The sequence below is a fragment of the Streptomyces sp. NPDC021212 genome, assembly GCF_044332925.1.
GTDB lineage: Bacteria > Actinomycetota > Actinomycetes > Streptomycetales > Streptomycetaceae > Streptomyces.
Map to the genome: position 1 here is coordinate 258,464 of NZ_JBIRPZ010000003.1, position 21,949 is coordinate 280,412.

Below are 21,949 nucleotides of genomic sequence, written 5' to 3' on the forward strand. Positions count from 1 at the left end.
CGAGGCGCCCGCGTATGACGAACCCCCCTCGGCGACAGTGCGGCCGAGGGGGGTTCGGGCATCGAGAATGTTCAGCCGTTACGGCTGATCAGGTGGCGTTGACGCTGAGGCCTGCCTGGCCGGTCCGCAGGTCCGCCGCACCGTCCACGATGACGCTGTGGCCGGCCAGCTCGGCGCCGCCGGTGCCCTCCAGCTGGCCCGGGGTGCCGCCCTGCAGGGCCAGACCGGCCGCGCCGCCGGCAACGCCGTTCAGGTCGGCGTCGGATATCTCGCGGGTCTCGATCTGGGTGTTGTAGCTCATAAGGCACGCTTCCTTCGTCAGTGATCTCTTGTGTCAGGCGACCGGGACCACAACCGCGGTCTGCCTCACTCTGACTGCGCCCCGCGTCCCCCACGCGTCACACCCGCACCAACCCAGGGTTCGGAATTGAATCGATTAAAGTTTCGGTACAGAGGCTTGCCACGGGGGGACTGGTGGGCCACAGTGGTGTAGAAAGCGCTTGCCGAGCGCGGGACGGACCGCTCGGCTCGCGCTTTACCCATAGCGCTTTCCCCGCGGTGCCACCGGGCCGCTGCCACGGACAGCGGCCACCGGCGTGCGCGCCGCCCTGCCCCGGTGTGTGATGAGGGCCTAAGGCTGATCTTGGACCGGGCCCTCGGGAGGCGCCATGCGCGGAGCCCTGCGCGTCATGCGGGTGCGGTGCGTGCTGTGCGCCCTCTGCGTGGCCGTCGCCCCGGCCGTCGCGGGCTGCGGCGGTGACTCCGGCTCGTCCGACGGCATCATCCGCTCCTCCTGGGGCGATCCGCCCAACCCGCTGGAGCCGGCCAACACCAACGACGTCCAGGGCGGCAAGGTCCTCGACATGATCTTCCGGGGGCTCAAGCGGTACGACCCGGCGACCGGCGAGGCCAAGGACGCGCTCGCGGACCGGATCACCACCGACGACCAGCGCACGTACACCGTCACCATCAAGAAGGGCCGGCGGTTCGGCAACGGGGAGAAGGTCACCGCGAAGTCCTTCACGGACGCCTGGAACTACGGGGCCCTGCTCGACAACAAGCAGCGCAACGCGTACTTCTTCGAGTACATCGAGGGGTACGACAAGGTCCACCCCGTCTCCGGCCGCCCCACCGCCCGTACCCTCTCCGGGCTGCGGGTGACGGGGGAGCGGACCTTCACCGTCCGGCTCACCCAGAAGTTCTCCTCCTGGCCCAAGACGCTCGGCTACAACGCCTACGCGCCGCTGCCCCGGGCGTTCTTCACCCACCACGCAGCCTGGCTGAAGAAGCCCGTCGGCAACGGCCCCTACCAGGTGCGGTCCTACGACAAGGGCTCGGTCATGAAGCTGCGCGCCTGGGACGGCTATCAGGGCCCCGACAAGGCCCGTAACAAAGGGGTCGACCTCCGCGTCTACACCGACAGCAACACCGCCTACACCGATCTCCAGGCGGGCAATCTCGATCTGGTGGACGATGTCCCGGCCCAGCAGCTGAAGTTCGTCCGCTCCGATCTCGGCAACCGCTACATCAACCAGCCCGCCGGGATCATCCAGACCCTCACCTTCCCCATGTACGACCGGGCATGGAGCGGGCCCGCCCACGCGAAGCTGCGGCGCGGCATCTCCATGGCCATCAACCGCGCGCAGATCACCGACCGGATCTTCCGCGGCACCCGCACCCCCGCCACCGACTGGACCTCCCCGGTGCTGCGCCGCCAGGGCGGCTACCAGCCGGGGCTGTGCGGGGACGCCTGCTCATACGATCCGGAGCGGGCCCGGAAGCTGATCCGGGAGGGCGGCGGGCTGCCCGGCGGCCGGATGACGATCACGTACAACGCCGACACCGGCTCCCACAAGGACTGGGTCGACGCCGTCTGCAACAGCGTCAACACCGTGCTGCGCAGCGACCGGGCGTGCGTCGGCAAACCGGTCGGCACCTTCGCCGACTACCGCAACAAGATGGCCGGGAAGCGGATGACCGGCCCCTTCCGGGCGGGCTGGCAGATGGACTATCCGCTGATCCAGAACTTCCTCCAGCCGCTGTACTACACGGACGCCTCCTCCAACGACGGCCACTGGAGCGACACCGGCTTCGACCGGCTGGTGAACCAGGCCAACGCCGCCCCCGCCGACCGAGCCGCCATCACCGCCTTCCAGGACGCCGAGAAGATCCTCGCCCGGCAGATGCCCGCCATCCCGCTGTGGTACCAGAACGGCAGCGCGGGCTACGCCTCCCGGCTCAGCGACGTGACGCTGAACCAGTTCAGCGTGCCCGTCTACCACCAGATCAGGGTCGGCTGAGCCATGGGCCGCTATGTGCTGCGGCGGCTGCTGCAGATGATCCCGGTCTTCCTCGGCGCCACCTTCCTGATCTTCTTCATGGTCTACGCGCTCGGCGACCCGGTCGCCGCCCTGTTCGGCGACAAGGCCCCCGACCCCGCCACCGCGGCCCGCATCCGCAAGGACCTCTACCTCGACGAACCGCTGTGGAGCCAGTACGTCCACTACATGGGGCAGGTGTTCAGCGGCCACTTCGGCACCGCCTTCAACGGACAGCCCGTCACCGAGCTGATGGCCGGCGCCTTCCCCGTCACCCTGCGGCTCACCATCGTCGCCGTCGTCTTCGAGATGGCGCTCGGCATCACCCTCGGTGTGCTCAGCGGACTGCGCCGCGGTCGGGGCCTGGACACCTCGGTGCTGCTGCTCACCCTGGTCGTGGTGTCCATCCCGACGTTCGTCAGCGGCACCGTGCTCCAGTACGTCTTCGGCGTGCGGTGGGGCTGGGCCCGGCCGTCCGTCGCCCCCGAGGCGCCGTTCACCGAACTGCTGCTGCCCGGGGTGGTGCTGGGGCTTGTGTCCCTCGCGTACACCACCCGCCTCACGCGCACCTCGCTCGTCGAGAACGCCCGCGCCGACTACGTCCGCACCGCCGTCGCCAAGGGGCTGCCGCGCCGCCGGATCGTCGTCCGGCATCTGCTGCGCACCTCCCTGATCCCGGTGGTGACCTTCATCGGCACCGACATCGGCGCACTCATGGGCGGGGCCATCGTCACGGAGCGGATCTTCAACATCCATGGCGTGGGCTACCAGCTCTACCAGGGCATCCTGCGCCAGAACTCACCGACCGTGGTCGGCTTCGTCACCATCCTGGTGATCGTCTTCCTGCTGGCCAACCTGCTCGTCGACCTCCTCTACGCCGTGCTCGACCCGAGGATCCGGTATGCCTGAGCCCTTTGAGCCCCTTGAGCCCCTTGAAGCGCGGTCCGATACGCCCTCGCCCTCCGACCCACCGGTGGACCTCGCGCCCACCGGCACCGCGACCCTGGAGGGCGGGCCGCGGAGCCGGCCGTGGCACCGCCGCCCCCTCCCGCGCCTGCGCCTGAGCCTGCTCCCGGGCCTCGTCGCGCGCCGCCGGGGCTCCCCGGACCCGGGGCAGGGCTCCCGCGGGCTGTGGTCGGACGCCTGGCACGACCTGCGCCGCAACCCCGTCTTCGTCCTCTCCGCGCTGGTCATCCTCTTCCTCGTCACCATCGCCGTCTGGCCGCAGCTCATCGCGGACGGCAATCCGTACCAGGGCAACCTGGCCAAGGCGCAGGACGGCCCGGCCCCCGGCCACCCCTTCGGCTTCGACCTCCAGGGCCGGGACGTCTACACCCGCACCGTCTACGGTGCCCGCGCCTCCATCACCGTCGGCATCTGCGCCACCGCGGGCGCCGCGCTGCTCGGCAGCGTGCTGGGCGGCCTCGCCGGATTCTTCGGCGGCTGGTGGGACGCGCTGCTCTCGCGGATCGCCGATGTCTTCTTCGGCATCCCGATCCTGCTCGGCGGGCTGGTCTTCCTGTCTGTGGTCACCAGCGGTTCGGTGTGGCCGGTGGTCGGCTTCATCGTGCTGCTGGGCTGGCCGCAGATCTCCCGCATCGCCCGCGCCACGGTCGTCACCGTCAAACAGCAGGACTACGTGCTCGCGGCGCGCTCTCTCGGGGCGGGCAACGGCCGGATGCTGGTGCGGCACATCGCGCCCAACGCCGTCGCCCCCGTGATCGTCGTCGCGACCATCGCGCTCGGCACGTACATCGCGCTGGAGGCGACCCTGTCGTTCCTCGGCGTGGGGCTGAAACCGCCCACCGTCTCCTGGGGCATCGACATCTCGTCCGCGTCCACCCAGATCCGCAATGCCCCGCACATGCTGCTGTGGCCCGCCGGGGCGCTCAGCCTCACCGTCCTCGCGTTCATCATGCTCGGCGACGCGGTGCGTGACGCCCTCGACCCGAAGCTGCGCTAGCCGTGACCCGCCTGCTGGACGTACGGGACCTGCGCGTCGCCTTCCACACCCGGGACGGCGTCGCCGAGGCCGTCGGCGGCGTGAGCTACGCCGTCGACGCCGGGCGGACGCTGGCCGTGCTGGGCGAGTCGGGGTCGGGGAAGTCCGTGACCGCCCAGGCGATCATGGGCATCCTCGACACCCCGCCCGCCTTCGTCACCGGCGGCAAGGTCTTCTTCCAGGGGCGCGATCTGCTGACCCTGAGCGGCGAGGAGCGCCGCCGGATCCGCGGCGCCAAGATGTCGATGATCTTCCAGGACGCGCTGTCCGCCCTCAACCCGGTGCTCCCGGTGGGAGCCCAGCTCGCCGAGATGTACCAGGTGCACCGCGGCATGTCCCGCAAGGACGCCCGGGCGCGGGCCGTCGAGCTGATGGACCGGGTCCGCATCCCGGCCGCGGCGGCGCGGGCCGGGGACTATCCGCACCAGTTCTCGGGCGGGATGCGCCAGCGCATCATGATCGCGATGGCGATCGCCCTGGAGCCGGAGCTGATCATCGCCGACGAGCCGACCACCGCGCTCGACGTCACCGTCCAGGCCCAGGTCATGGATCTGCTGGCGGAGCTGCGCGCCGAGTACGCCATGGGGCTCATCCTCATCACCCACGACCTGGGCGTGGTCGCGGACGTCGCCGACACCATCGCCGTGATGTACGCGGGCCGGATCGTGGAGACCGCGCCGGTGCGCGACCTGTACCGGCGCCCCGCCCACCCGTACACCCGCGGACTGCTCGACTCCATCCCGCGCGTGGACCACCGGGCAGGTCACCGCGGCGGCGAGCTGTACGCGATCAAGGGGCTGCCGCCCAGCCCGCTCGCGCTCCCCCCGGGCTGCCCGTTCAGCCCCCGCTGCCCGCGCGCCCGCGACATCTGCCGCACCGACCGGCCGCCGCTGTACGAGGTGACGGACGCCGGGGCCGACCCCGGCGCGGGCGGGCGGGCCAGCGCCTGCCACTTCTGGAAGGAGGAGCTGCATGGCCTCGACCCCCTCGACCCCCTCGGCACCGCCGGTACCGTCGGCCCCCTCGGCGGCTGACCCCGCCCCGCCCGTCCTCGAGGTCCGCGGCCTCGCCAAGCTCTACCCGCTGACCCGAGGCGTGCTGGTCAAGCGGGCGACCGGCGCGGTCCGGGCGGTCGACACGGTCTCCTTCGACCTGCGGCGCGGCGAGACCCTCGGCGTCGTCGGCGAGTCCGGCTGCGGCAAGTCCACCCTCGCCCGGCTGCTGGTCGGCCTGGAGCGGCCGACCGCCGGTTCGATCCGCTACCGGGGCGAGGACATCGCCCGGCTGTCCGGGCGCGCCCTGCGGGCCGTCCACCGCAACATCCAGATGGTCTTCCAGGACCCGTACACCTCGCTCAACCCCCGGATGACGGTGGGCGACATCGTGGGGGAGCCGTACGAGATCCACCCCGAGGCCGCCCCCAAGGGCGACCGCCGCCGCGCGGTCCAGGACCTGCTGGACGTCGTCGGCCTCAACCCCGAGCACATCAACCGCTATCCGCACCAGTTCTCCGGCGGGCAGCGCCAGCGCATCGGCATCGCCCGCGGCCTCGCCCTGCGCCCCGAGGTCATCGTCGCGGACGAGCCGGTGTCGGCGCTGGACGTCTCGGTGCAGGCCCAGGTGGTCAACCTGCTGGAACGCCTCCAGGACGAGTTCGGCCTCGCCTACGTCTTCATCGCCCACGACCTGTCCGTGGTCCGGCACATCAGCGACCGGGTCGCCGTGATGTACCTGGGCCGCTTCGCGGAGACCGGCACGGGCACCGAGATCTACGACCACCCCACCCACCCGTACACCCAGGCCCTGCTGTCCGCCGTCCCCGTCCCGGACCCGGCGGCGCGCGAGGGCCGGACGCGCATCCTGCTGACCGGCGACGTCCCCTCCCCGGCCGACCCGCCCACCGGCTGCCGCTTCCGCACCCGCTGCTGGAGGGCCGAGCCCCGCTGCGCTACGGAGGCCCCGGCGCTGGTCGTGCCGCCGGGACTGAGGGGCGGAGCCGCGCACCCGTCGGCGTGCCACTTCGCGGAGGAGCGGGCCGCAGTCGGCTAGCACGGGGCCGGACGCCTACGATCCGCAGCATGCCGCAGAACGACCTCCAGCGCGCCATCGACTTCCGGCTCCTCTTCGCCCGTCGGCAGTCCGCCGAGGTCAGTCCCGTGCCGGGCGGGTTCCTGGTGCGCCACGACCGCTACGCGCGCTCGCACGAGCACAACCAGATCCACATCGACGGACCCGTCGAGCCGACGGAGCTTCCGGCCGTCGCCGACGCGGCCATGGCGGGGCTGCCGCACCGCCGGGTGACCGTGTACGACGACCGGCTCGGGCTCGCGTGCGCGGCCTCGATGACCCTCGCGGGGTACGAGCACGGGGTCGAGCTGGTGATGACGCACACCGGGCCGGTGCCGGAGCCGCCGCCCGGTGGCCGGGAGGTCGTGGAGCTGGACCTGGGGCCCGATCCGTACGGGCCGCTGTGGCGGGCGCTGGCGAACCAGCAGCGGCTGTGGATGCCCGACGCGGACGAGGAGACGGTGCGTCAGCTCGTGGGGCGCCGGGCGGCCCGGCGGGACGGGGCCGAGGAGGTGTGGTTCCTGGGGGTGCACGACGAGGGCGGCGACGTCGCCTCCTGGGCCGACCTCTACCTGGAGCCCGCCGACGGCATCGCCCAGATCGAGGAGGTGGCCACGGCCGAGCACGCGCGGCGGCGTGGGTACGCCGACGCGGTGCTGTCCGGCGCCCTGCGGCGGGCGGCCGACGCGGGGTGCGCCCTGCGCTTCCTGGTCGCCGACGGCGAGGACTGGCCGCGGCTCTGGTACGCCCGCCGCGGCTTCGTCCCCGTCGGCCGCGCCCACGTCTTCTCGCGCTTCCGCTGACGGCCTGCGCCGCCCGTCAGCGGCCGGCGAGGAGCCCGAGCGTGTCGATCACGCGGTTCGAGAAGCCCCACTCGTTGTCGTACCAGGCGACCACCTTGATGTGGCGGCCGTCGACGCGGGTGAGGGCCGAGTCGAAGATGGCCGAGGCCGGGTTGCCGGTGATGTCGGACGACACGAGCGGGTCGTCCGAGTACTCCAGGACACCGGAGAGCGGGCCCTGCGCCGCCGCCCGGTACGCCGCCAGCACGTCGTCGCGCGTCACGTCGCGGGCGACGGTCGTGTTGAGCTCGACGATCGAACCGACCGGAACCGGCACGCGGATCGAGTCGCCCGACAGCTTGCCGTCGAGGTTCGGCAGCACGAGGCCGATCGCCTTGGCGGCGCCCGTCGTGGTCGGCACGATGTTGACACCTGCGGCGCGGGCGCGGCGGGCGTCGCGGTGCGGGCCGTCCTGGAGGTTCTGCTCCTGGGTGTAGGCGTGCACCGTCGTCATGAAGCCGTGCTCGATACCGGCCAGCTCGTCCAGCACCGCGGCCAGCGGCGCGAGCGCGTTGGTCGTGCACGAGGCGTTGGAGACGATCGTGTGCACGGCCGGGTCGTACGCGTCGGTGTTCACCCCGTAGGCGAGCGTGACGTCGGCGCCGTCCGACGGCGCGCTGACGAGTACCTTCTTCGCACCCGCGTCGAGGTGGGCGCGGGCGGCCTTGGCCGAGGTGAAGCGGCCGGTGGACTCCAGCGCCACATCGACGCCGAGTTCGGCCCAGGGCAACTGCGCCGGGTCGCGCTCGGCGAGCACCTTGATGCGTCGGCCGTCGACCACGAGGGTGTCGCCGTCGACGGTCACCGGGCGGCCGAGCCGGCCGGCCGTGGAGTCGTAGGCGAGGAGCCGGGCGAGGGTGGCGGGCTCGGTGAGGTCGTTGACGGCGACGATCTCGAGGTCGGTGTCGCGTTCGAGCAGGGCGCGCAGCACATTGCGTCCGATGCGGCCGAATCCGTTGATGGCGATGCGAGTCATGCCACCAGGATTCGTGCGCGGCATCCGCCGGGGCAGTGGCGTGAGCGCCACACTCCACAAGGATCGCGCCAGGGCTATTCGCCCAGCGTGAAGGTGCGACGGTACTCGCGCGGAGTGGTGCCGAGGATGCGCTGGAAGTGGAGCCGCAGATTGGCACCGGTGCCGAGACCGACGTCGGCGGCGATCTGCTCGACGCTGCGCTCCGAGCGTTCCAGCAGCTCGCGGGCCATGTCGATGCGGGCGCGCATGACCCACTGCATCGGCGTGTATCCGGTGTCCTCGGCGAAGCGCCGCGAGAAGGTGCGCGCCGAGACGGCCGCGTGCTGGGCGAGGGTTTCGAGGCTGAGGGGCTCGCCGAGCCGGTGCAGCGCCCACTCGCGGGTCGCGGCGAACCGCTCACCCAGCGGCTCGGGCACGCTGCGCGGCACGTACTGCGCCTGACCGCCGCTGCGGTAGGGGGCCGCGACGAGCCGCCGGGCCGCGTGGTTCGACGCGGCCACCCCGAGGTCGCCGCGCAGGATGTGCAGACACAGGTCGATCCCCGAGGCCGCACCGGCCGACGTCAGTACGCTGCCCTCGTCGACGAACAGAACGTTCTCGTCGACCTGGACGAGGGGATGCTTCGCCGCGAGCGCCCGCGTGTAGTGCCAGTGCGTCGTGGCGCGCCTGCCGTCGAGCAGGCCCGTGGCGGCGAGCGCGAAGGCCCCCGTCGAGATGGCGGCGAGCCGCGCGCCCCGGTCGTGGGCGGCCACCAGCGCGTCGACGACGGCCCGCGGCGGATCGTCGCGGTCCGGGAACCGGTAGCCCGGGATGAACACGATGTCGGCCCACGCGAGCGCGTCGAGCCCCTGGGCGACGTGGTACGACAGCCCGTCGCCCCCGGTCACCAGCCCGGGCGCCGCGCCGCACACCCGCACCTCGTACGGCATGCTCGCCCGGGTCGTGAACACCTGCGCGGGAATGCCGACGTCGAGCGGCTTGGCGCCGTCGAGCACGAGGACGGCTACGCGACGCAGGCGGGAGGCTGGCACGGGACCAGGCTACGGGTCAGGCACCGCACCACATCGGTGGCGCCGTCGGCCCGCAGAAGTTGGCCACCCCCTGAACGTGGCGCGGCTGGGCGCTGACGGCGTCGTGGGGCGGATCGAGAGTGAAGGTGATGGGGCCGAGGGGGTACCGCGTGGGGGCGGTGGTGCGGGTGATGCGCCCGGTCGCCCGTACGCCGGAGACCTGGGTGATGACGCCGTGCACCACGATGCCCATTTTCCCGCCCCTGAGGTCGTCGCAGGGAGGTCGGCTGTCCTCCGCGCAGTCGCGGTACGTGCGCGCGTCGATCTCGAACGTACGGTCCCCGCGCACGGTCAGGCCACCGCTGTGTGCCACCCAATGGACGGAGGCGTTGAAGGTCCACTCCTTCGGGCCGGGTGCCGTCTTCCGCGGTAAGGGAACCGCGGTGCTCGCCGCTCCGGCGGGACGTCCCCCACCGTCCGCGCCGAACGGCCAGAGCCGCACCATGGCGTAGCCGATGACCGCCGAGAGAACGCAGGCCATGACCAGTCCCAGACGGCCCGCCCTGATCATTTTCGCCATGTGTGGCCGTCCCACCGGTAACTGGGCAGACCGGCTGTGGGAGTGGTACGGAAGGGGCGACCCTTGTCCGTGAGCGTCGAAGTGCCGGAGGTGGCTCCGTCCGACCAGTCCAGCCGGCCGACCCAGGTGCAGTCGCAGTGACGTGTCGAGACATCGATTTCGAGCTGCACGGGGGACGAGGCCGTCACCTTGTAGGGGAACCGCAGGCTGCCCGTTTCGTTCCCTTCCGCGCTCTTGGCGTGCGGAACCCAGTGGGGCGGGTTGGCGTCGAGATCCTTCTTGCCGTACCAGAGGTCGAGCGAGTCGCCCCCGCCGCCACATCCCTCGGTCGGCTTCGACGGGTCGAGCACTGCGCCCTTCATGGGCTCGGCGCGCTTGATGATGCGCACGGTGAAAGCCTTGAGGACGATGGCGTGGCCGTTTCTCCCCGACACGGTGAGGTTCAGCCTGAGAGTGCCCGGCGCCGCGCCCCCGAAGCCGTACGGATCCTTGTCCCAGACCGTCCCGTCGTGGTGTGGCCGGGCGCCGGGGACGTAGTCGGTGAGTGGGGTCGAGGACGTGGGGAAGACCCATCCGCTGTGGAAGCCGCATGGATCAGCGCTGTGTGCGGCTCGCCCACACCGGGGCGCCCGCGTCGTTGTACAGGCAGAAGTTGCCGTCGTTCTGGATTTTCACGCTTGTGGCGTGCAGATCCCTCCCCGTCGCCCAGACAGCGTTGTGGTCGCGGTCGTAGAGCACGAAGTTTCCGTCGGTCTGCAAGGTGGCGCAGTTGCCGCGGCCCAGGGCGTCCGGAGCGGCCCAGACGGGCTGCCCGTCCCGGTACACGACCAGGTTGCCGTCCTGTTGCATCCGCAGCTCGGTACGCCCGTCGCGCGAGGGCCAGCTCGCACCCATGCAGAGTTCGCTGTTCGGTCCCCAGGCAGCGTCTCCCGTGCTCCCCGCGACGCTCTTGTTGTCCTTGGGCTTCGCGGACGTCCGCTGGGGGGACGGTTTGTGTGCGGCGTTGGTCGGCTTGGCGGACTTCGGGCCCTTGGACGGGAGCGGGGAGCGGGCCGCAGGGGGCCGCGCGCTCGCCGTGGACTCCTTGGACTTCGGCTTCTCCTGGGGGCTCCGGCTGGGTTCCGGGGAGGCCGCCTCGTACTCCCCGGCACGCGCGCCTTCGTGTTCGAGTACCTTCGTCGCCGCCTTCGAGTCGTCCCGGCCGTCCTTCTCCGAGGAGCCGAGCTTCCCCGCCACCACGAGCAGCGGCACGGCCAGCAAGAGCGCCCCGACGATCGCGGCCCCCGCGAGCACCGGCCGTCGCGGACCGCCCGGCGGCCGCGCCGGCCCCGGTGTCCCGGCCGACGGTCCCGGGCCGCCCGCGGTGGCGGTCTCCGCGATGTTCGCGCCCTCGTGCTCCTCGGTACGTGAGACGCGGGAAGCTTCCGGAGCGGATGCCGTTGCCGTTGCCGGAGCCGGAGCCGGGGCGGATTCGGCACCCTTGTCCGCCACGGGCTCGGCCTCGGCCTCCCGGGGCGCGGGGGCGGCCGGGGCCTCCCGCGCGGCGGGCTCCGCCGCCGCGGCGGCCGCGTCTCCCGCGCCGGACGCGTCGTGCTTGCCGACAGTCAACTTCCCACCGTATTCCTGAGAGCCGCCCCGCATACGTCCTGCAGCGGGCAGCTCATTAGATGCGCGGCCTCGCGTTCACGTCAAGAAACTCACGGTCCCCTGGGGGCAGTTGTAGGGGATTCCGGCTTTGGGCACCTCCTAGGACAGCGCCGGGTCCAGGACGATGTCCTGGTCGCGGGCCTCGGTGGTGGGGGCCTCGGGGAAGTGGCAGGCGGACAGGTGGCCCTCGCGGTTGCCCTCGATGCGCAGCAGCGGGGGCTCCTGCTGGGCGCAGAGATCCTGGGCCTTCCAGCAGCGGGTGCGGAAGCGGCAGCCGGAGGGCGGGGCGATGGGGGAGGGGACGTCGCCGGCGAGGCGGATGCGTTCGCGGCCCGGGCCGGAGGACGCTTCGTCGTCGGCCATCACCACGGCCGCGTCCGGGACGGCGGACAGCAGGGCGTGGGTGTACGGGTGGCGGGGGCGGCGGTAGAGGGAGTCGCGGTCGCCGACCTCGACGATCTTCCCGAGGTACATGACCGCGACGCGCTGCGAGAAGTGCCGTACGACGGCGAGGTCGTGGGCGATGAAGAGGAAGGCGATGCCCAGCTCGCGCTGGAGTCGCTGGAGCAGGTTGACGACCTGGGCCTGGATCGAGACGTCGAGCGCCGAGACCGGCTCGTCGGCGACGATCAGCCGGGGTTCGAGGGCGAGGGCGCGGGCGACCCCGATGCGCTGGCGCTGGCCGCCGGAGAACTCGTGCGGGAAGCGGTTGTAGTGCTCGGGGTTGAGGCCGACGGTCTCCAGCAGCTCCCGCACCCGGGCCTCGTGGCCGCCGGGCGGGCGGATGCCGTTGATCTCCATCGGCCCGGAGATGATGGTGCCGACGGTCTGCCGGGGGTTCAGCGACGAGTACGGATCCTGGAAGATCATCTGGATCTCGGAGCGGACCGGGGCGAGCTGCTTGCGGTCCGCGTGGGTGATGTCCCGCCCCCGGTAGGTGATCCGCCCGGCGGTGGGCTCCAGCAGCCGGGTCAGCAGCCGTCCGGTGGTGGACTTGCCGCAGCCCGACTCGCCGACCAGCCCGAAGCTCTCGCCCGCGTGCACGGTCAGGTCGATGCCGTCGACGGCTTGGACGGCGCCCACCTTCCGCCGGAAGGGGAAGCCGCCCATGATCGGAAAGTGCTTGGTCAGCTTCTCGGCGACCAGGAGGGGTTCGGGGGTGCCCGACTCGATGCTCATCTGAAGCCGCTCCTTAGACCAGCCGGGGCTTGATCTGCTCGGTGAAGAGGGTCTGCTTCCGCTCGGCCGCGAGGTGGCAGGCGGCGCCCCGGCCGTCCGGGAGCGCGGGCCGCTCGCGACCGCACCGTTCGCCGTCCACCTCGCCCGTGTAGCCGCACCGTGGGTGGAAGGGGCAGCCGGGCGGCGGGGCGAGGAGGCTCGGCGGGGTGCCGGGGATGGGGCTGAGCGGTTCGTCGAGGGCGGAGGACAGCCGTGGCATGGAGCCCAGCAGCCCCCAGGTGTACGGGTGCTGGGGCGCCCGCAGCACCTCGCGGACCGTACCGCGCTCGACGGCCCGGCCCGCGTACATCACCAGCAGGTCGTCGGCGGTGTTGGCGACCACGCCCAGATCGTGGGTGATGAGGATGATCGCGGAGCCGAACTCCTGCTGGAGCTCCTTGAGGAGGTCCAGGATCTGCGCCTGGACGGTGACGTCGAGCGCGGTGGTCGGCTCGTCGGCGATCAGCAGATCGGGGTCGCAGACCAGCGCCATGGCGATCATGGCGCGCTGTCGCATCCCGCCGGAGAACTGGTGCGGATAGTCGTCCACCCGCAGCCGCGCGTTGGGGATGCCGACCTTCTCCAGCATCTCGATCGCGCGCAGCCGGGCGTCCCGCTGGGAGGCGCCGGTGTGCTTGCGGTACGGCTCGGCGATCTGGCGGCCGACCGTGTAGTACGGGGAGAGGGCGGTCAGCGGATCCTGGAAGATCATCGCCATGGTGTTGCCGCGCAGCTTCTCCAGGGTGCGTTCGGGCGCGCCCGTCAGCCGCCGCCCGTCGAGGTGGATCTCGCCGGTGACCGTGGTGGTGCGCGGGTCGTGGAGGCCGAGCACGGTGAGGTTGGTGACGGACTTGCCGGAGCCGGACTCGCCGACGATGCCGAGCGTCCGGCCGCGTTCGAGGTCGAAGGAGAGGCCGTCCACGGCCTTGACGGTGCCGTCCTCGGTGGCGAAGTGGACGTGCAGGTCGCGCACCGACAGAAAGGCGCCGTCGGGCTTGGTCGATGGGGTCACTTCGGACGTCCTTCTAGGCGAGGCGTACGCGCGGGTCGATGACGGCGTAGGCGGCGTCGACGAGGATGTTGAACACCACGATGGCCGCGGCGCTGACCAGCATCACGCCCATCAGCATCGGCAGATCGGTCAGCTGGACGGACTCCACGGCGAGCCGCCCGATGCCGTGCAGGGTGAAGGTGTACTCGGTCACCATCGCCCCGCCGAAGAGCGAGCCGAGGTCGATGCCGAAGATGGTGACGATGGGGGCGATGGCACCGCGCCAGGCGTAGCGGAAGAAGACCGTCCGGCTGGACAGCCCCTTGGCCCTGGCCGTGCGGACGTGGTCCTCCTGCAACTGCTCGACCATCTGGGAGCGGGTCATCCGGCTGTAGTTGGCCATGAAGATCAGCGACAGCACCAGCCAGGGCAGCAGCATCCCGCTGAACCACCTCGCCGGATTGTCGGTGAAGGGGTGGTAGGTGGGCTGCTCCATGATTCCCAGGCCGCTGACGAACCAGGCCAGGCACAGCACGCCGACGAAGTAGATCTGCAGGGACGCGCCCAGCAGCGACAGCGAGCTGAAGACCTTGTCGATCCAGGTGCCGCGCCGCCAGGCCGCGACCATCCCGATGCCGATCCCGCCGACCAGGAACACCGCGGCGCCGCCGAGGGCGAGCGAGAGGGTGGTGGGGAAGCGGTCGACGATGGTGCCCCACACCGGCTCCTGGCTGACGAAGGAGTAGCCGAAGCAGGGCGCGGAGCAGTGCCCGACCGCGAAGTCGCGCCCGGCGACGATCCCGGCCATGAACTTCGCGTACTGCACCGGGACCGGCTGGTCCAGGCCGAGGTTCTTGTTGATGATCGCGAGCGAGGTGGGGTCGCAGCTCTTGCCGCAGGCGAGCCGGGCGGGCTCGGCGGGCAGGGCGAAGAAGAGGAAGAACGTGATCGCGCTGATCAGCAGGAGGATCACGATCGCGCCGAGGGACCGGCGGGCGAGGAATCTCAACATGGCGTCATGGATCTTCCGGTCGGGGCGGGTACCGGCCGCGCCGCGGCGCCGGACGTTACGGCGGCGTGCGGCGCGGCCGGGCTCCTGATCGAGCTGGGACCAGCGGCTACTTGACGAAGACGGCCGTCGGGTCCACGGCCCCGTAGATCGGGTTCCACTTGATCCCGTCGAGGCCGGAGCCCCAGAGGGTGAACAGCCGGTTGTAGAAGGTGGGGACCGCCGGTACCTCGTCGGTGAGGACCTTCTCGCTGAGCTTCATCCACTCCGCGGTGGCCTTGTTGAGGTCGCCGACCTTGGCGACCCGGTCGATCTCCTTGTTGATCGCCGGGACGTTCAGATGGCTGTAGTTCGCCGAGTCGTCGTAGACGTTCTTTCCGCCGTAGATCGGAGGGACGACGGTCGAGGCGGAGGGCCAGTCTGCGGACCAGGAGGACCGGTAGAGGTCGTACTTGTTGTTCACCTTGCCGATCTGGGTGTAGTAGGTGGTCTGGTCGATCTCCTTCTTCTGGACCTTGAATCCGGCCCGTTGCAGAGCCTGCTGGACGACGACCGAGGCGTCCTGGTGGGTGTCGCCGTTGCCGTACGCGTAGACCAGCTCGTAGCCCTCCTCGCCGGCCTCCTTCAGCAGCTCCTTGGCCTTCTTGGCGTTGCCGCCGGGGTACTTCTTCTTCTGGAACGGATCGAAGTCGGGGTTGTAGCCCTTGAGCGTCGGGCCGACCAGACCGCCCGCGATCTCACCGGCTTTCGGGCCGCCGAACTGCTGGAGGTACTGACCGCTGGGGAAGGCCCAGGCGATCGCCTCGCGCACCTTCTTGTTCTTGACCCGGTCCGTATTGATCGAGACGACGTCCACATACGGCTGGGTCTCGGTCATCGACCGGGCCATCGCGTCCTTGTTCTTGAGGACCGCCGAGATCTGCGAGGGGTCGACCGCGTTGGTCCAGCTCATGCCGGTCTTGTCGGCGCCCTTGTCGGCCACCAGCCGGCGGGTGGAGTCCACCCACTGATGGCCGAAGGAGACATCGAAGGTGTTCACGTACTGATGGCGTATCGGATCGGTCTTGGGGTCCCATTGATCGTTCTTGACGAACTGGATGCCCTTGCCCGGCTTAAAGTTCTTGATCTTGTACGGGCCGCTGGCCACCGGCGCCTTGTCGTACTTCTCCTTGGTGTCCTTGGCCGCGGGCACCGCGCCGATGTTGGGCATCGCCACGGCGAACGGCACCTCCGCGCGCGGCTGGTCGAAGTGGAAGACGACCGTCTTCTCGTCCGGCGTGTCCAGCACCGACTTCGGCAGGTGCTTGCCCTTGTACGGGCCGTCCGGCAGCGCCTTGCGGAACTTCTGGCCCTCGCCCGACAGCCACTGCTGAAGGTACGTCGGGCCGCTGGTCTCGAACGGTGCGTAGAGCCGCTCGACGGCGTGCCGGACGTCCTTGGAGGTGATCGGCGAGCCGTCCTCGAACTTCAGCCCGTCCTTGAGCGTGTACGTCCACGTACGGCCGCCGTCGGAGGACTTGCCGGTATCGGTCGCCAGATCGCCGACCAGCGTGACCTTCCCGGTCTTGTCGTCGATCCGGTAGTTCGTCAGCGTCCGGTTGTAGAGGGTCTGCATGATCAGCTCATCGCTGACATAGATCTGGCCGGGATCCAGATGCTCGAAGGCGTCGCGCTGGAGCACCGACACCGTGCCGCCCTTCTTCGCGCCCGCCAGGTCCTCGGCGGGCCCGGTGGAGTCGGCGGCGCTGCCCAGGGTGATCCCCTGGGCCTTCATCTTCGGCTCCTTGGAGTCATCGGTCCCCGAGCCGCCCCCGCTGCTGCACGCCGAGAGCGCCAGCGCGCCGGCGGCCAGGGCGACGGCGTAGGTACGTGCTCTGCGCCTGCTGTTGAACGTCATGGTGGTGAATGCACCTGCCTCGCTGGACCTCGTCGGACGGAAGGGTGGTGCTGGTCAACGCGTGGTCTTCGGGTCCATGGCGTCCCGGACCGAGTCCCCGAGCAGGTTGAAGGCGACGACGAAGATCACCATGGCGATGCCGGGGAAGAACATGTAGGTGATGTCGCCCTCGTAGAAGTTGGCGCCCTTGGCGAACATCCGGCCCCAGTCGGGGGTCGGCTCGACCACGCCGACACCGAGGAACGACAGGGCCGCCTCCGTCGTCACGAAGTTCGGCAGCATCAGGGTGGACTGCACCAGGATCGGCGTGCCCAGATTGGGCAGCAGCTCCTTGCGGACGATCCGCCACGGCGAGGCCCCCGTCACCTTCGCGGCCTCGACGAACTCGCGCTCCCGCAGGGACAGCACCTGACCGCGCAGCAGCCGCGCCAACTGCATCCAGCCCAGCAGCCACAACACCGTGACCAGGGCCGTCACCCGGAAATAGGTCGGGGTCTCCTTCTGCGGGCTGACGAACAGCGCGGTCACCACCGGCATGAAGGCGACGAAGAACAGCTGCTGCGGAAAGGACAGCAGCAGATCGATCAGCCGCCCCAGGAAGTAGTCCGTGCGCCCGCCCAGATAGCCCGCGACGACGCCGACGACGATGCCGGTGAGCGTCGAGAGCAGCGTCGCGGCCAGCCCGATCAGCAGCGAGGTGCGGATGCCGTACACCAGCTGCGTCAGCACGTCCCGGCCGAGCTTGGGCTCGATGCCGAACCAGAACTCCCCGTCCATGCCGCCGTTGGGCTTCATCGGATAGCCGGTGAGCGGATCCAGCAGCTCGGGCCGGTCGAGGCCGTACGTCGTGTACGGGTCCTTGCCGTACAGCGAGGAGATCACCGGGGCCAGCACGGCGACGACGAAGAAGAAGAGCACGATCCAGGCGGAGACCACGCCCGTCCGGTCGCGCTTGAAGCGCCGCCACATCAGCTGACGGGGGCTTAAGCCGTCCGGCTGTCCGCCCTGCCCGCCCTCCCCGGCCGGCGCGGTCTTCCCGGCCACGGTGAGCTGGGATGGAGTCGTCATCGCGTAGCGCCCCCCATGGTGATCCGCCCCGTCGCACGAACCGTCAACTCGGTTTATCTACCCGCCTTGTGGCGGGTTGAGCGGACTTTCGCAACGGATTCACAGCCGGGTCAAGGGGCGGGCAAGGGCGGATGTGCCCGGCTTCGGAGTCTTGAGCGAACATTTGGCAGATCGAGGTCCGGGCGTGCTTGACAGTGATCGCGAAGTGGCCACAAAGCGTGACCACTGTGGAGAAATCGCGTTAACGCACAGGCAACTCGACCGACGTCATACCGATATACGGACGCGCCAAGCTGAGCTGCGTACGGCCGTGCGGGTGCCGTAAACCGGCCGGGGCGCGCCATGTCGCCCCGGCCGGCATCCGGTTGGTCACGATCCGCGCACTTCTTCAGATTTCTTTGTGCTTCTTCGCCTCGCGACGATTGCCCGGGGTGTGCGGTGGGGGAAACCTACGGCTATGGGGCAGGGACGGATACTCACACGCGGAGCGCGTGTTTTCGGCGCACTCGTCTGCGCGGTGCTCGGAATGATCTCGCTGGCGTGGATCGTCCGGGACCTGGACAAGGCGGACGAGGCGAGCCATCTGTGGTGGACATGGTCCGGAATGCCGTTCCGGGCCTCGGGGAGCCTCTTCGGCTCGTCCCTCTTCGATCTGGTCCTGCTCGTGCTCTGCGTCGTGGTCGGGATCTCCGCGCTGCGCTCACCGGCCGCCGCGGGGGCGCTCGGTGCGGTCGCGGCAGTGACCCTGGTCCTGCGGCTGCCGAGCCTGTGGAACCTGAACGCGGACTGGATGCAGGGCATCCCCGACGACCTCAAGACGCGGGCCACGCTGAGCGCCTGGGCCGGGGTGGTGCTCGCGGCGCTGCTGCTGGCCACCGTCGCCGCGGCCCGGCGACCCGCCGACGGGTATCCCGCCGGGCCGGGCGCCCCGCCCGCCGAGCCGCCCGCGCGGCCGGGACCGGGCGCCGCGGTGACGGGGGCGCTGCTGCTGGGGGCGGCCGCGGCCGTCCTCGGGGCCTGGCAGATCTACTGGGCGCAGAAGGCGGACTGGGACATCTACAAGTACCAGCTGACCGGCAAGCACACCCTGGTCACGCTGCTCTCGCCGCCCGCCGCCTGGGAGGTCTGGGCCCTCGTCGCGCTCTGCCTGGTGGCCGCCGCGGCCGCGCTGGGGCGGGCGCCGCTGTCGCGGCCGCTGGGGATGGTGGCCGCGGTGCTGGTGCTGGCGACCGGGGCGAGCGAGGTCTCGCTCTACAGCAAGATGAAGTACGTCGAGCACCTCGACGATCTGCCGACGGCCGGGGTGCTGTCGGTGCTGACCGCCTTCTTCGAGCTGCTGGTGGGCCTGGTCGCGCTCCTCGCGCTGGCCCGGCGCGGCGAGGCGGACGCCCCGGCCCCGGCGTACGGGGCGGGGGCGTACGGCTCCGGGGCGTACGGCGGCTACGGCGAGGCGGGCGGCGCCGGATATGCCCCGCCGCCCGCCGCTCCGCCGGGCTACGCCCCGCCTCCGCCGGCCGGACCGCCCACGGCCCCGCCGCCTCCGCCGTCCCCGCCGCCGGGCTGGTGAACCGGCGGGCTCAGCCGGGGAGCCCGAGCGACCGCTTCAGGAAGTCGACCTGGAGCAGGAGCAGGTTCTCGGCGACCTGCTCCTGCGGGGTCATGTGGGTCACCCCGGACAGCGGCAGCACCTCGTGCGGGCGGCCGGCGGCCAACAGCGCCGAGGAGAGGCGCAGCGAGTGGGCGACGACCACGTTGTCGTCCGCCAGCCCGTGGATGATCATCATCGGGCGGGCCGGGCCCTCCGCCGCGCCGGACAGTCCCTCGTCCGTCACCAGCGAGTTCGCCGCGTACACCGCGGGCTGCTCGTCGGGGTGGCCCAGGTAGCGCTCCGTGTAGTGGGTGTCGTACAGGCGCCAGTCGGTGACCGGCGCGCCCACCACCGCCGCGTGGAAGACGTCGGGCCGCCGCAGCGCGGCGAGCCCGGCGAGGTAGCCGCCGTAGGACCAGCCGCGGATGCCGACCCGGCCGAGGTCCAGCGGGTAGCGCCCGGCGAGCGCGGTGAGCGCCTCGACCTGGTCCTCCAGGGTGACGCCCGCGAGGTCGTCGCGGACGGCCTTCTCCCAGGCGGGGGAGCGCCCGGGGGTGCCGCGCCCGTCGGCGACGACCACCGCGAAGCCCTGGTCGGCGAACCACTGCGAGGTGACGTACGCGTTGTGCGTGGCGACCACGCGCTGGCCGTGCGGTCCGCCGTACGGGTCCATCAGGACCGGCAGCGGCCCGTCGCCCTCGGTGTACCCGGTCGGCAGGAGCACCGCGCAGGGGATGTCGTGCTTGCCCGCGAAGGTGAGCTGCGGGCGTGCGGTGATGACGGGGGTCTCGGCGTACGAGGCGATCTCGGCGACCGTCTCCGCGGCGCCGTGGTCCGCGGCCCGCAGCAGCTCCGCCCGGGCGCCGGGCCGGTCCGTCCCGGCGTAGGCGAGCGCGATGAGCCGGTCGCCGCGCACGGCGGAGTGGACGGCGGGGAAGGGCCGCTTGCCGACCGGCACCCAGCCGCCCTGGTCGCCGCTCCCGCGGAACCAGGCACGGTGGACGTCGATCTCGCCGGGCCGGTCGGGCAGCGCGGCCTCGGCGCCGGGGGAGGCGGAGAACAGCACGTCGTCCTCGCCGACGGAGAGGACGGCGCGCACCTGGAGGGCGCCGGAGGTGAGCTTGCGGTCGCCGACCATCAGGACCCGGGCGCCGCCCTCGTCCGCGATCCGGACGAGCCGTCCGTCGGGGGTCCAGGCGGGCACGCCGGGGAAAAGATCCAGCCATACCGCGTCCTCGTCGGCGTGCACGGTGCTGGTCCGTCCGGTTGCGGTGTCCACGGCCAGGTAGAGCTGGCTGCGCTGGTCCCGGGCCTGGACGAGGAGCAGCGGCGGACCGTAGGCCGACCAGTGCACCCGGGCGAGGTACGGGTAGCGCTGCCGGTCCCACTCGACCTCCGTACGGGAGCCGTCCAGGCCCAGCAGGACGAGCCGCACCTCGGCGTCGGCGGTGCCGGCGGCCGGGTAGGCGACCTCGGCGGGCGCCTGGCCGGGGTGGGCGGGGTCGGCGATCCACCAGCGGCGTACGGGGGCGTCGTCGGCGCGGGCGACCAGCAGGGTGTCGCTGTCCGGGGACCACCAGAAGCCGCGCGTGCGGTCCATCTCCTCGGCCGCGATGAACTCCGCGAGACCGTAGGTGACGGTGCCGTCCTCCGGCTCGGCGAGCGCCCGGTCGTCCTCGCCGCCGACGCCCGTGACGCGCAGCGCGCCGCCCGCCACATAGGCGACCTGGCGGCCGTCGGGGGAGGGGCGGGGGTCCACGACGGGGCCCGGAACGGGCAGCTCGCGGGCCTCGCCGCCGATCAGGTCGGAGACGAACAGCCGCCCGGAGAGGGCGAAGGCCGCCGTCTCGACGGCCTGGTCCACCGCGTAGCCGACCACCCCGGCCGACCCCTCGCGGCTGCGCTCGCGGCGCGCCCGCTCCTCGGCGGACAGTTCCTCGTCCGCGCCGCCGAGCAGGGCCACCGGATCGGCGGCCGGGTACTCCCGCTGCCCGGCGACGTCGTACACCCACAGCAGGCCCGCCCGGTCGGTGCCGCCGCGGGACCGCAGGAAGACCACGCGGGAGTCGTCGGGGGCCACGCCGAAGGCCCGGGGCGCTCCGAGCGTGAAGCGCTGGGTGCGCGCGTGCTGCCGAGGGAAGGAGAGCTGTCCGGTCATAGGGCGAGCGTACGGGTCCGGAAGATCACGAGAGGCGTACTGATCGGTACACGCGTCGAGGGGCATTGCCAGGGGCACGGTCCGGCCGTCCGGCGGCCAGAACAAGCCAGCTTCTCAGTCGGTGAGATGGCGGATAACCAGCGAAAAGACGCCCTGGCCAAGCGCCAGTTGGTGCGATCAGGCATGCGCCCCTGTCATGCTCCCGTGCACCGACTCGTGCGCACGCGCCGATAGTTATGATCGATTGCGCATAGTGGGTAGGCCCCGTGTGGCATCAATATGTTGTCTGTCCGAGCGCGTGTTCCTGGAGGTGAGTCGCTGTGGCGCTCTCGATCTCGTTGTCTGTGCTGCTGCTGATCATCGTATTCATGCTCGTCAACAAAGCCGGGCTGAAAACCGCGCACGCGCTCATCTGTGTGCTGCTCGGCTTCTACCTGGCCAGCTCGTCGGTCGCACCGACCATCGACGACCTCACCACCAACGTGGCGAACATGATCGGTGATGTGAAGCTCTGACCCACGGGGAGTCCCCCGGCCCGCGGTCCGCGGGCACCGGTGGGCGAATCGTAGGCTGTGGCC

20 protein-coding genes are annotated in these 21,949 nt (G+C 71.2%); 8 read left to right on the forward strand and 12 right to left on the reverse strand.

Going from position 1 to position 21,949, the window contains the following annotated elements; translation table 11 throughout:
- Positions 1–88 precede the first annotated feature (88 nt).
- On the reverse strand, positions 89–301 hold the full coding sequence (locus ACH4SI_RS09390; protein ID WP_398294445.1) for a hypothetical protein: 213 nt from the start codon (positions 299–301) through the stop codon (positions 89–91).
- A gap of 367 nt (positions 302–668) precedes the next feature.
- On the opposite strand from ACH4SI_RS09390, the gene ACH4SI_RS09395 reads away from it, so the two are divergent.
- Genes ACH4SI_RS09395 through ACH4SI_RS09420 form a run of 6 tightly spaced genes read left to right on the forward strand, consistent with a single transcriptional unit; the run spans position 669 to position 7,190 of the window.
- A complete protein-coding gene (locus ACH4SI_RS09395; protein WP_398294447.1) occupies positions 669–2,300 on the forward strand; it encodes an ABC transporter substrate-binding protein in 1,632 nt (543 codons plus the stop codon).
- A gap of 3 nt (positions 2,301–2,303) precedes the next feature.
- On the forward strand, positions 2,304–3,227 hold the full coding sequence (locus tag ACH4SI_RS09400; RefSeq protein WP_398294449.1) for an ABC transporter permease: 924 nt from the start codon (positions 2,304–2,306) through the stop codon (positions 3,225–3,227).
- Positions 3,220–4,281 (forward strand): ABC transporter permease, encoded by a 1,062-nt coding sequence (locus tag ACH4SI_RS09405; RefSeq protein WP_398294451.1) that lies wholly within the window; start codon positions 3,220–3,222, stop codon positions 4,279–4,281. Before ACH4SI_RS09400 ends, ACH4SI_RS09405 begins: the two co-directional genes overlap by 8 nt.
- A 2-nt stretch (positions 4,282–4,283) precedes the next feature.
- Positions 4,284–5,354 (forward strand): ABC transporter ATP-binding protein, encoded by a 1,071-nt coding sequence (locus ACH4SI_RS09410; RefSeq protein WP_398294453.1) that lies wholly within the window; start codon positions 4,284–4,286, stop codon positions 5,352–5,354.
- Positions 5,293–6,369 carry an ABC transporter ATP-binding protein gene (locus ACH4SI_RS09415; RefSeq protein ID WP_398294455.1) on the forward strand — a complete coding sequence of 359 codons (1,077 nt, stop codon included), beginning with the start codon at positions 5,293–5,295 and terminating at the stop codon, positions 6,367–6,369. Before ACH4SI_RS09410 ends, ACH4SI_RS09415 begins: the two co-directional genes overlap by 62 nt.
- 29 nt (positions 6,370–6,398) lie before the next feature.
- Entirely contained in the window at positions 6,399–7,190 is a 792-nt protein-coding gene (locus ACH4SI_RS09420; protein WP_398294457.1) for a GNAT family N-acetyltransferase, read from the forward strand.
- A gap of 16 nt (positions 7,191–7,206) precedes the next feature.
- Here ACH4SI_RS09420 and gap read toward each other — a convergent pair whose 3' ends face one another.
- The 10 genes from gap to ACH4SI_RS09470 all read right to left on the reverse strand — a co-directional run bounded on the left by gap (position 7,207) and on the right by ACH4SI_RS09470 (position 17,625).
- The gene (gene gap, locus ACH4SI_RS09425) at positions 7,207–8,205 is read right to left on the reverse strand and encodes a type I glyceraldehyde-3-phosphate dehydrogenase (protein WP_398294459.1); all 999 of its coding nucleotides are present in this window, start codon (positions 8,203–8,205) and stop codon (positions 7,207–7,209) included.
- 74 nt (positions 8,206–8,279) lie between these two features.
- Complete coding sequence (locus tag ACH4SI_RS09430; protein WP_398294461.1) at positions 8,280–9,236, reverse strand: GlxA family transcriptional regulator; 957 nt, start codon at positions 9,234–9,236, stop codon at positions 8,280–8,282.
- A gap of 16 nt (positions 9,237–9,252) precedes the next feature.
- Positions 9,253–9,795 (reverse strand): hypothetical protein, encoded by a 543-nt coding sequence (locus tag ACH4SI_RS09435; protein WP_398294463.1) that lies wholly within the window; start codon positions 9,793–9,795, stop codon positions 9,253–9,255.
- Entirely contained in the window at positions 9,783–10,229 is a 447-nt protein-coding gene (locus tag ACH4SI_RS09440; protein WP_398294465.1) for a hypothetical protein, read from the reverse strand. The genes ACH4SI_RS09435 and ACH4SI_RS09440 overlap by 13 nt, the downstream gene beginning before the upstream one ends.
- Positions 10,230–10,389: 160 nt before the next feature.
- Positions 10,390–11,403, reverse strand: coding sequence for a hypothetical protein (locus tag ACH4SI_RS09445; protein WP_398294467.1), 1,014 nt, complete (start codon positions 11,401–11,403; stop codon positions 10,390–10,392).
- A 138-nt stretch (positions 11,404–11,541) separates the two neighbouring features.
- On the reverse strand, positions 11,542–12,621 hold the full coding sequence (locus ACH4SI_RS09450) for an ABC transporter ATP-binding protein (RefSeq protein WP_398294469.1): 1,080 nt from the start codon (positions 12,619–12,621) through the stop codon (positions 11,542–11,544).
- 13 nt (positions 12,622–12,634) lie between these two features.
- Positions 12,635–13,672, reverse strand: a complete 1,038-nt coding sequence (locus tag ACH4SI_RS09455; protein WP_398294471.1) for an ABC transporter ATP-binding protein — start codon at positions 13,670–13,672, stop codon at positions 12,635–12,637.
- 13 nt (positions 13,673–13,685) lie between these two features.
- Entirely contained in the window at positions 13,686–14,663 is a 978-nt protein-coding gene (locus ACH4SI_RS09460; protein WP_398294473.1) for an ABC transporter permease, read from the reverse strand.
- 106 nt (positions 14,664–14,769) lie between these two features.
- Positions 14,770–16,557 (reverse strand): ABC transporter substrate-binding protein, encoded by a 1,788-nt coding sequence (locus ACH4SI_RS09465; protein WP_398294475.1) that lies wholly within the window; start codon positions 16,555–16,557, stop codon positions 14,770–14,772.
- A gap of 54 nt (positions 16,558–16,611) precedes the next feature.
- On the reverse strand, positions 16,612–17,625 hold the full coding sequence (locus ACH4SI_RS09470) for an ABC transporter permease (protein WP_398294477.1): 1,014 nt from the start codon (positions 17,623–17,625) through the stop codon (positions 16,612–16,614).
- 526 nt (positions 17,626–18,151) lie between these two features.
- Between ACH4SI_RS09470 and ACH4SI_RS09475 the strand changes: the two genes are divergently transcribed.
- Complete coding sequence (locus ACH4SI_RS09475) at positions 18,152–19,192, forward strand: hypothetical protein (protein ID WP_398294479.1); 1,041 nt, start codon at positions 18,152–18,154, stop codon at positions 19,190–19,192.
- A gap of 10 nt (positions 19,193–19,202) precedes the next feature.
- Here the strand turns inward: ACH4SI_RS09475 and ACH4SI_RS09480 are convergent, their stop codons facing one another.
- Positions 19,203–21,371 (reverse strand): prolyl oligopeptidase family serine peptidase, encoded by a 2,169-nt coding sequence (locus ACH4SI_RS09480; RefSeq protein WP_398294481.1) that lies wholly within the window; start codon positions 21,369–21,371, stop codon positions 19,203–19,205.
- 320 nt (positions 21,372–21,691) lie between these two features.
- Here ACH4SI_RS09480 and ACH4SI_RS09485 point away from each other — a divergent pair, with 320 nt between their 5' ends.
- Positions 21,692–21,886, forward strand: a complete 195-nt coding sequence (locus tag ACH4SI_RS09485; protein ID WP_055548098.1) for a hypothetical protein — start codon at positions 21,692–21,694, stop codon at positions 21,884–21,886.
- Positions 21,887–21,949: the final 63 nt, after the last annotated feature.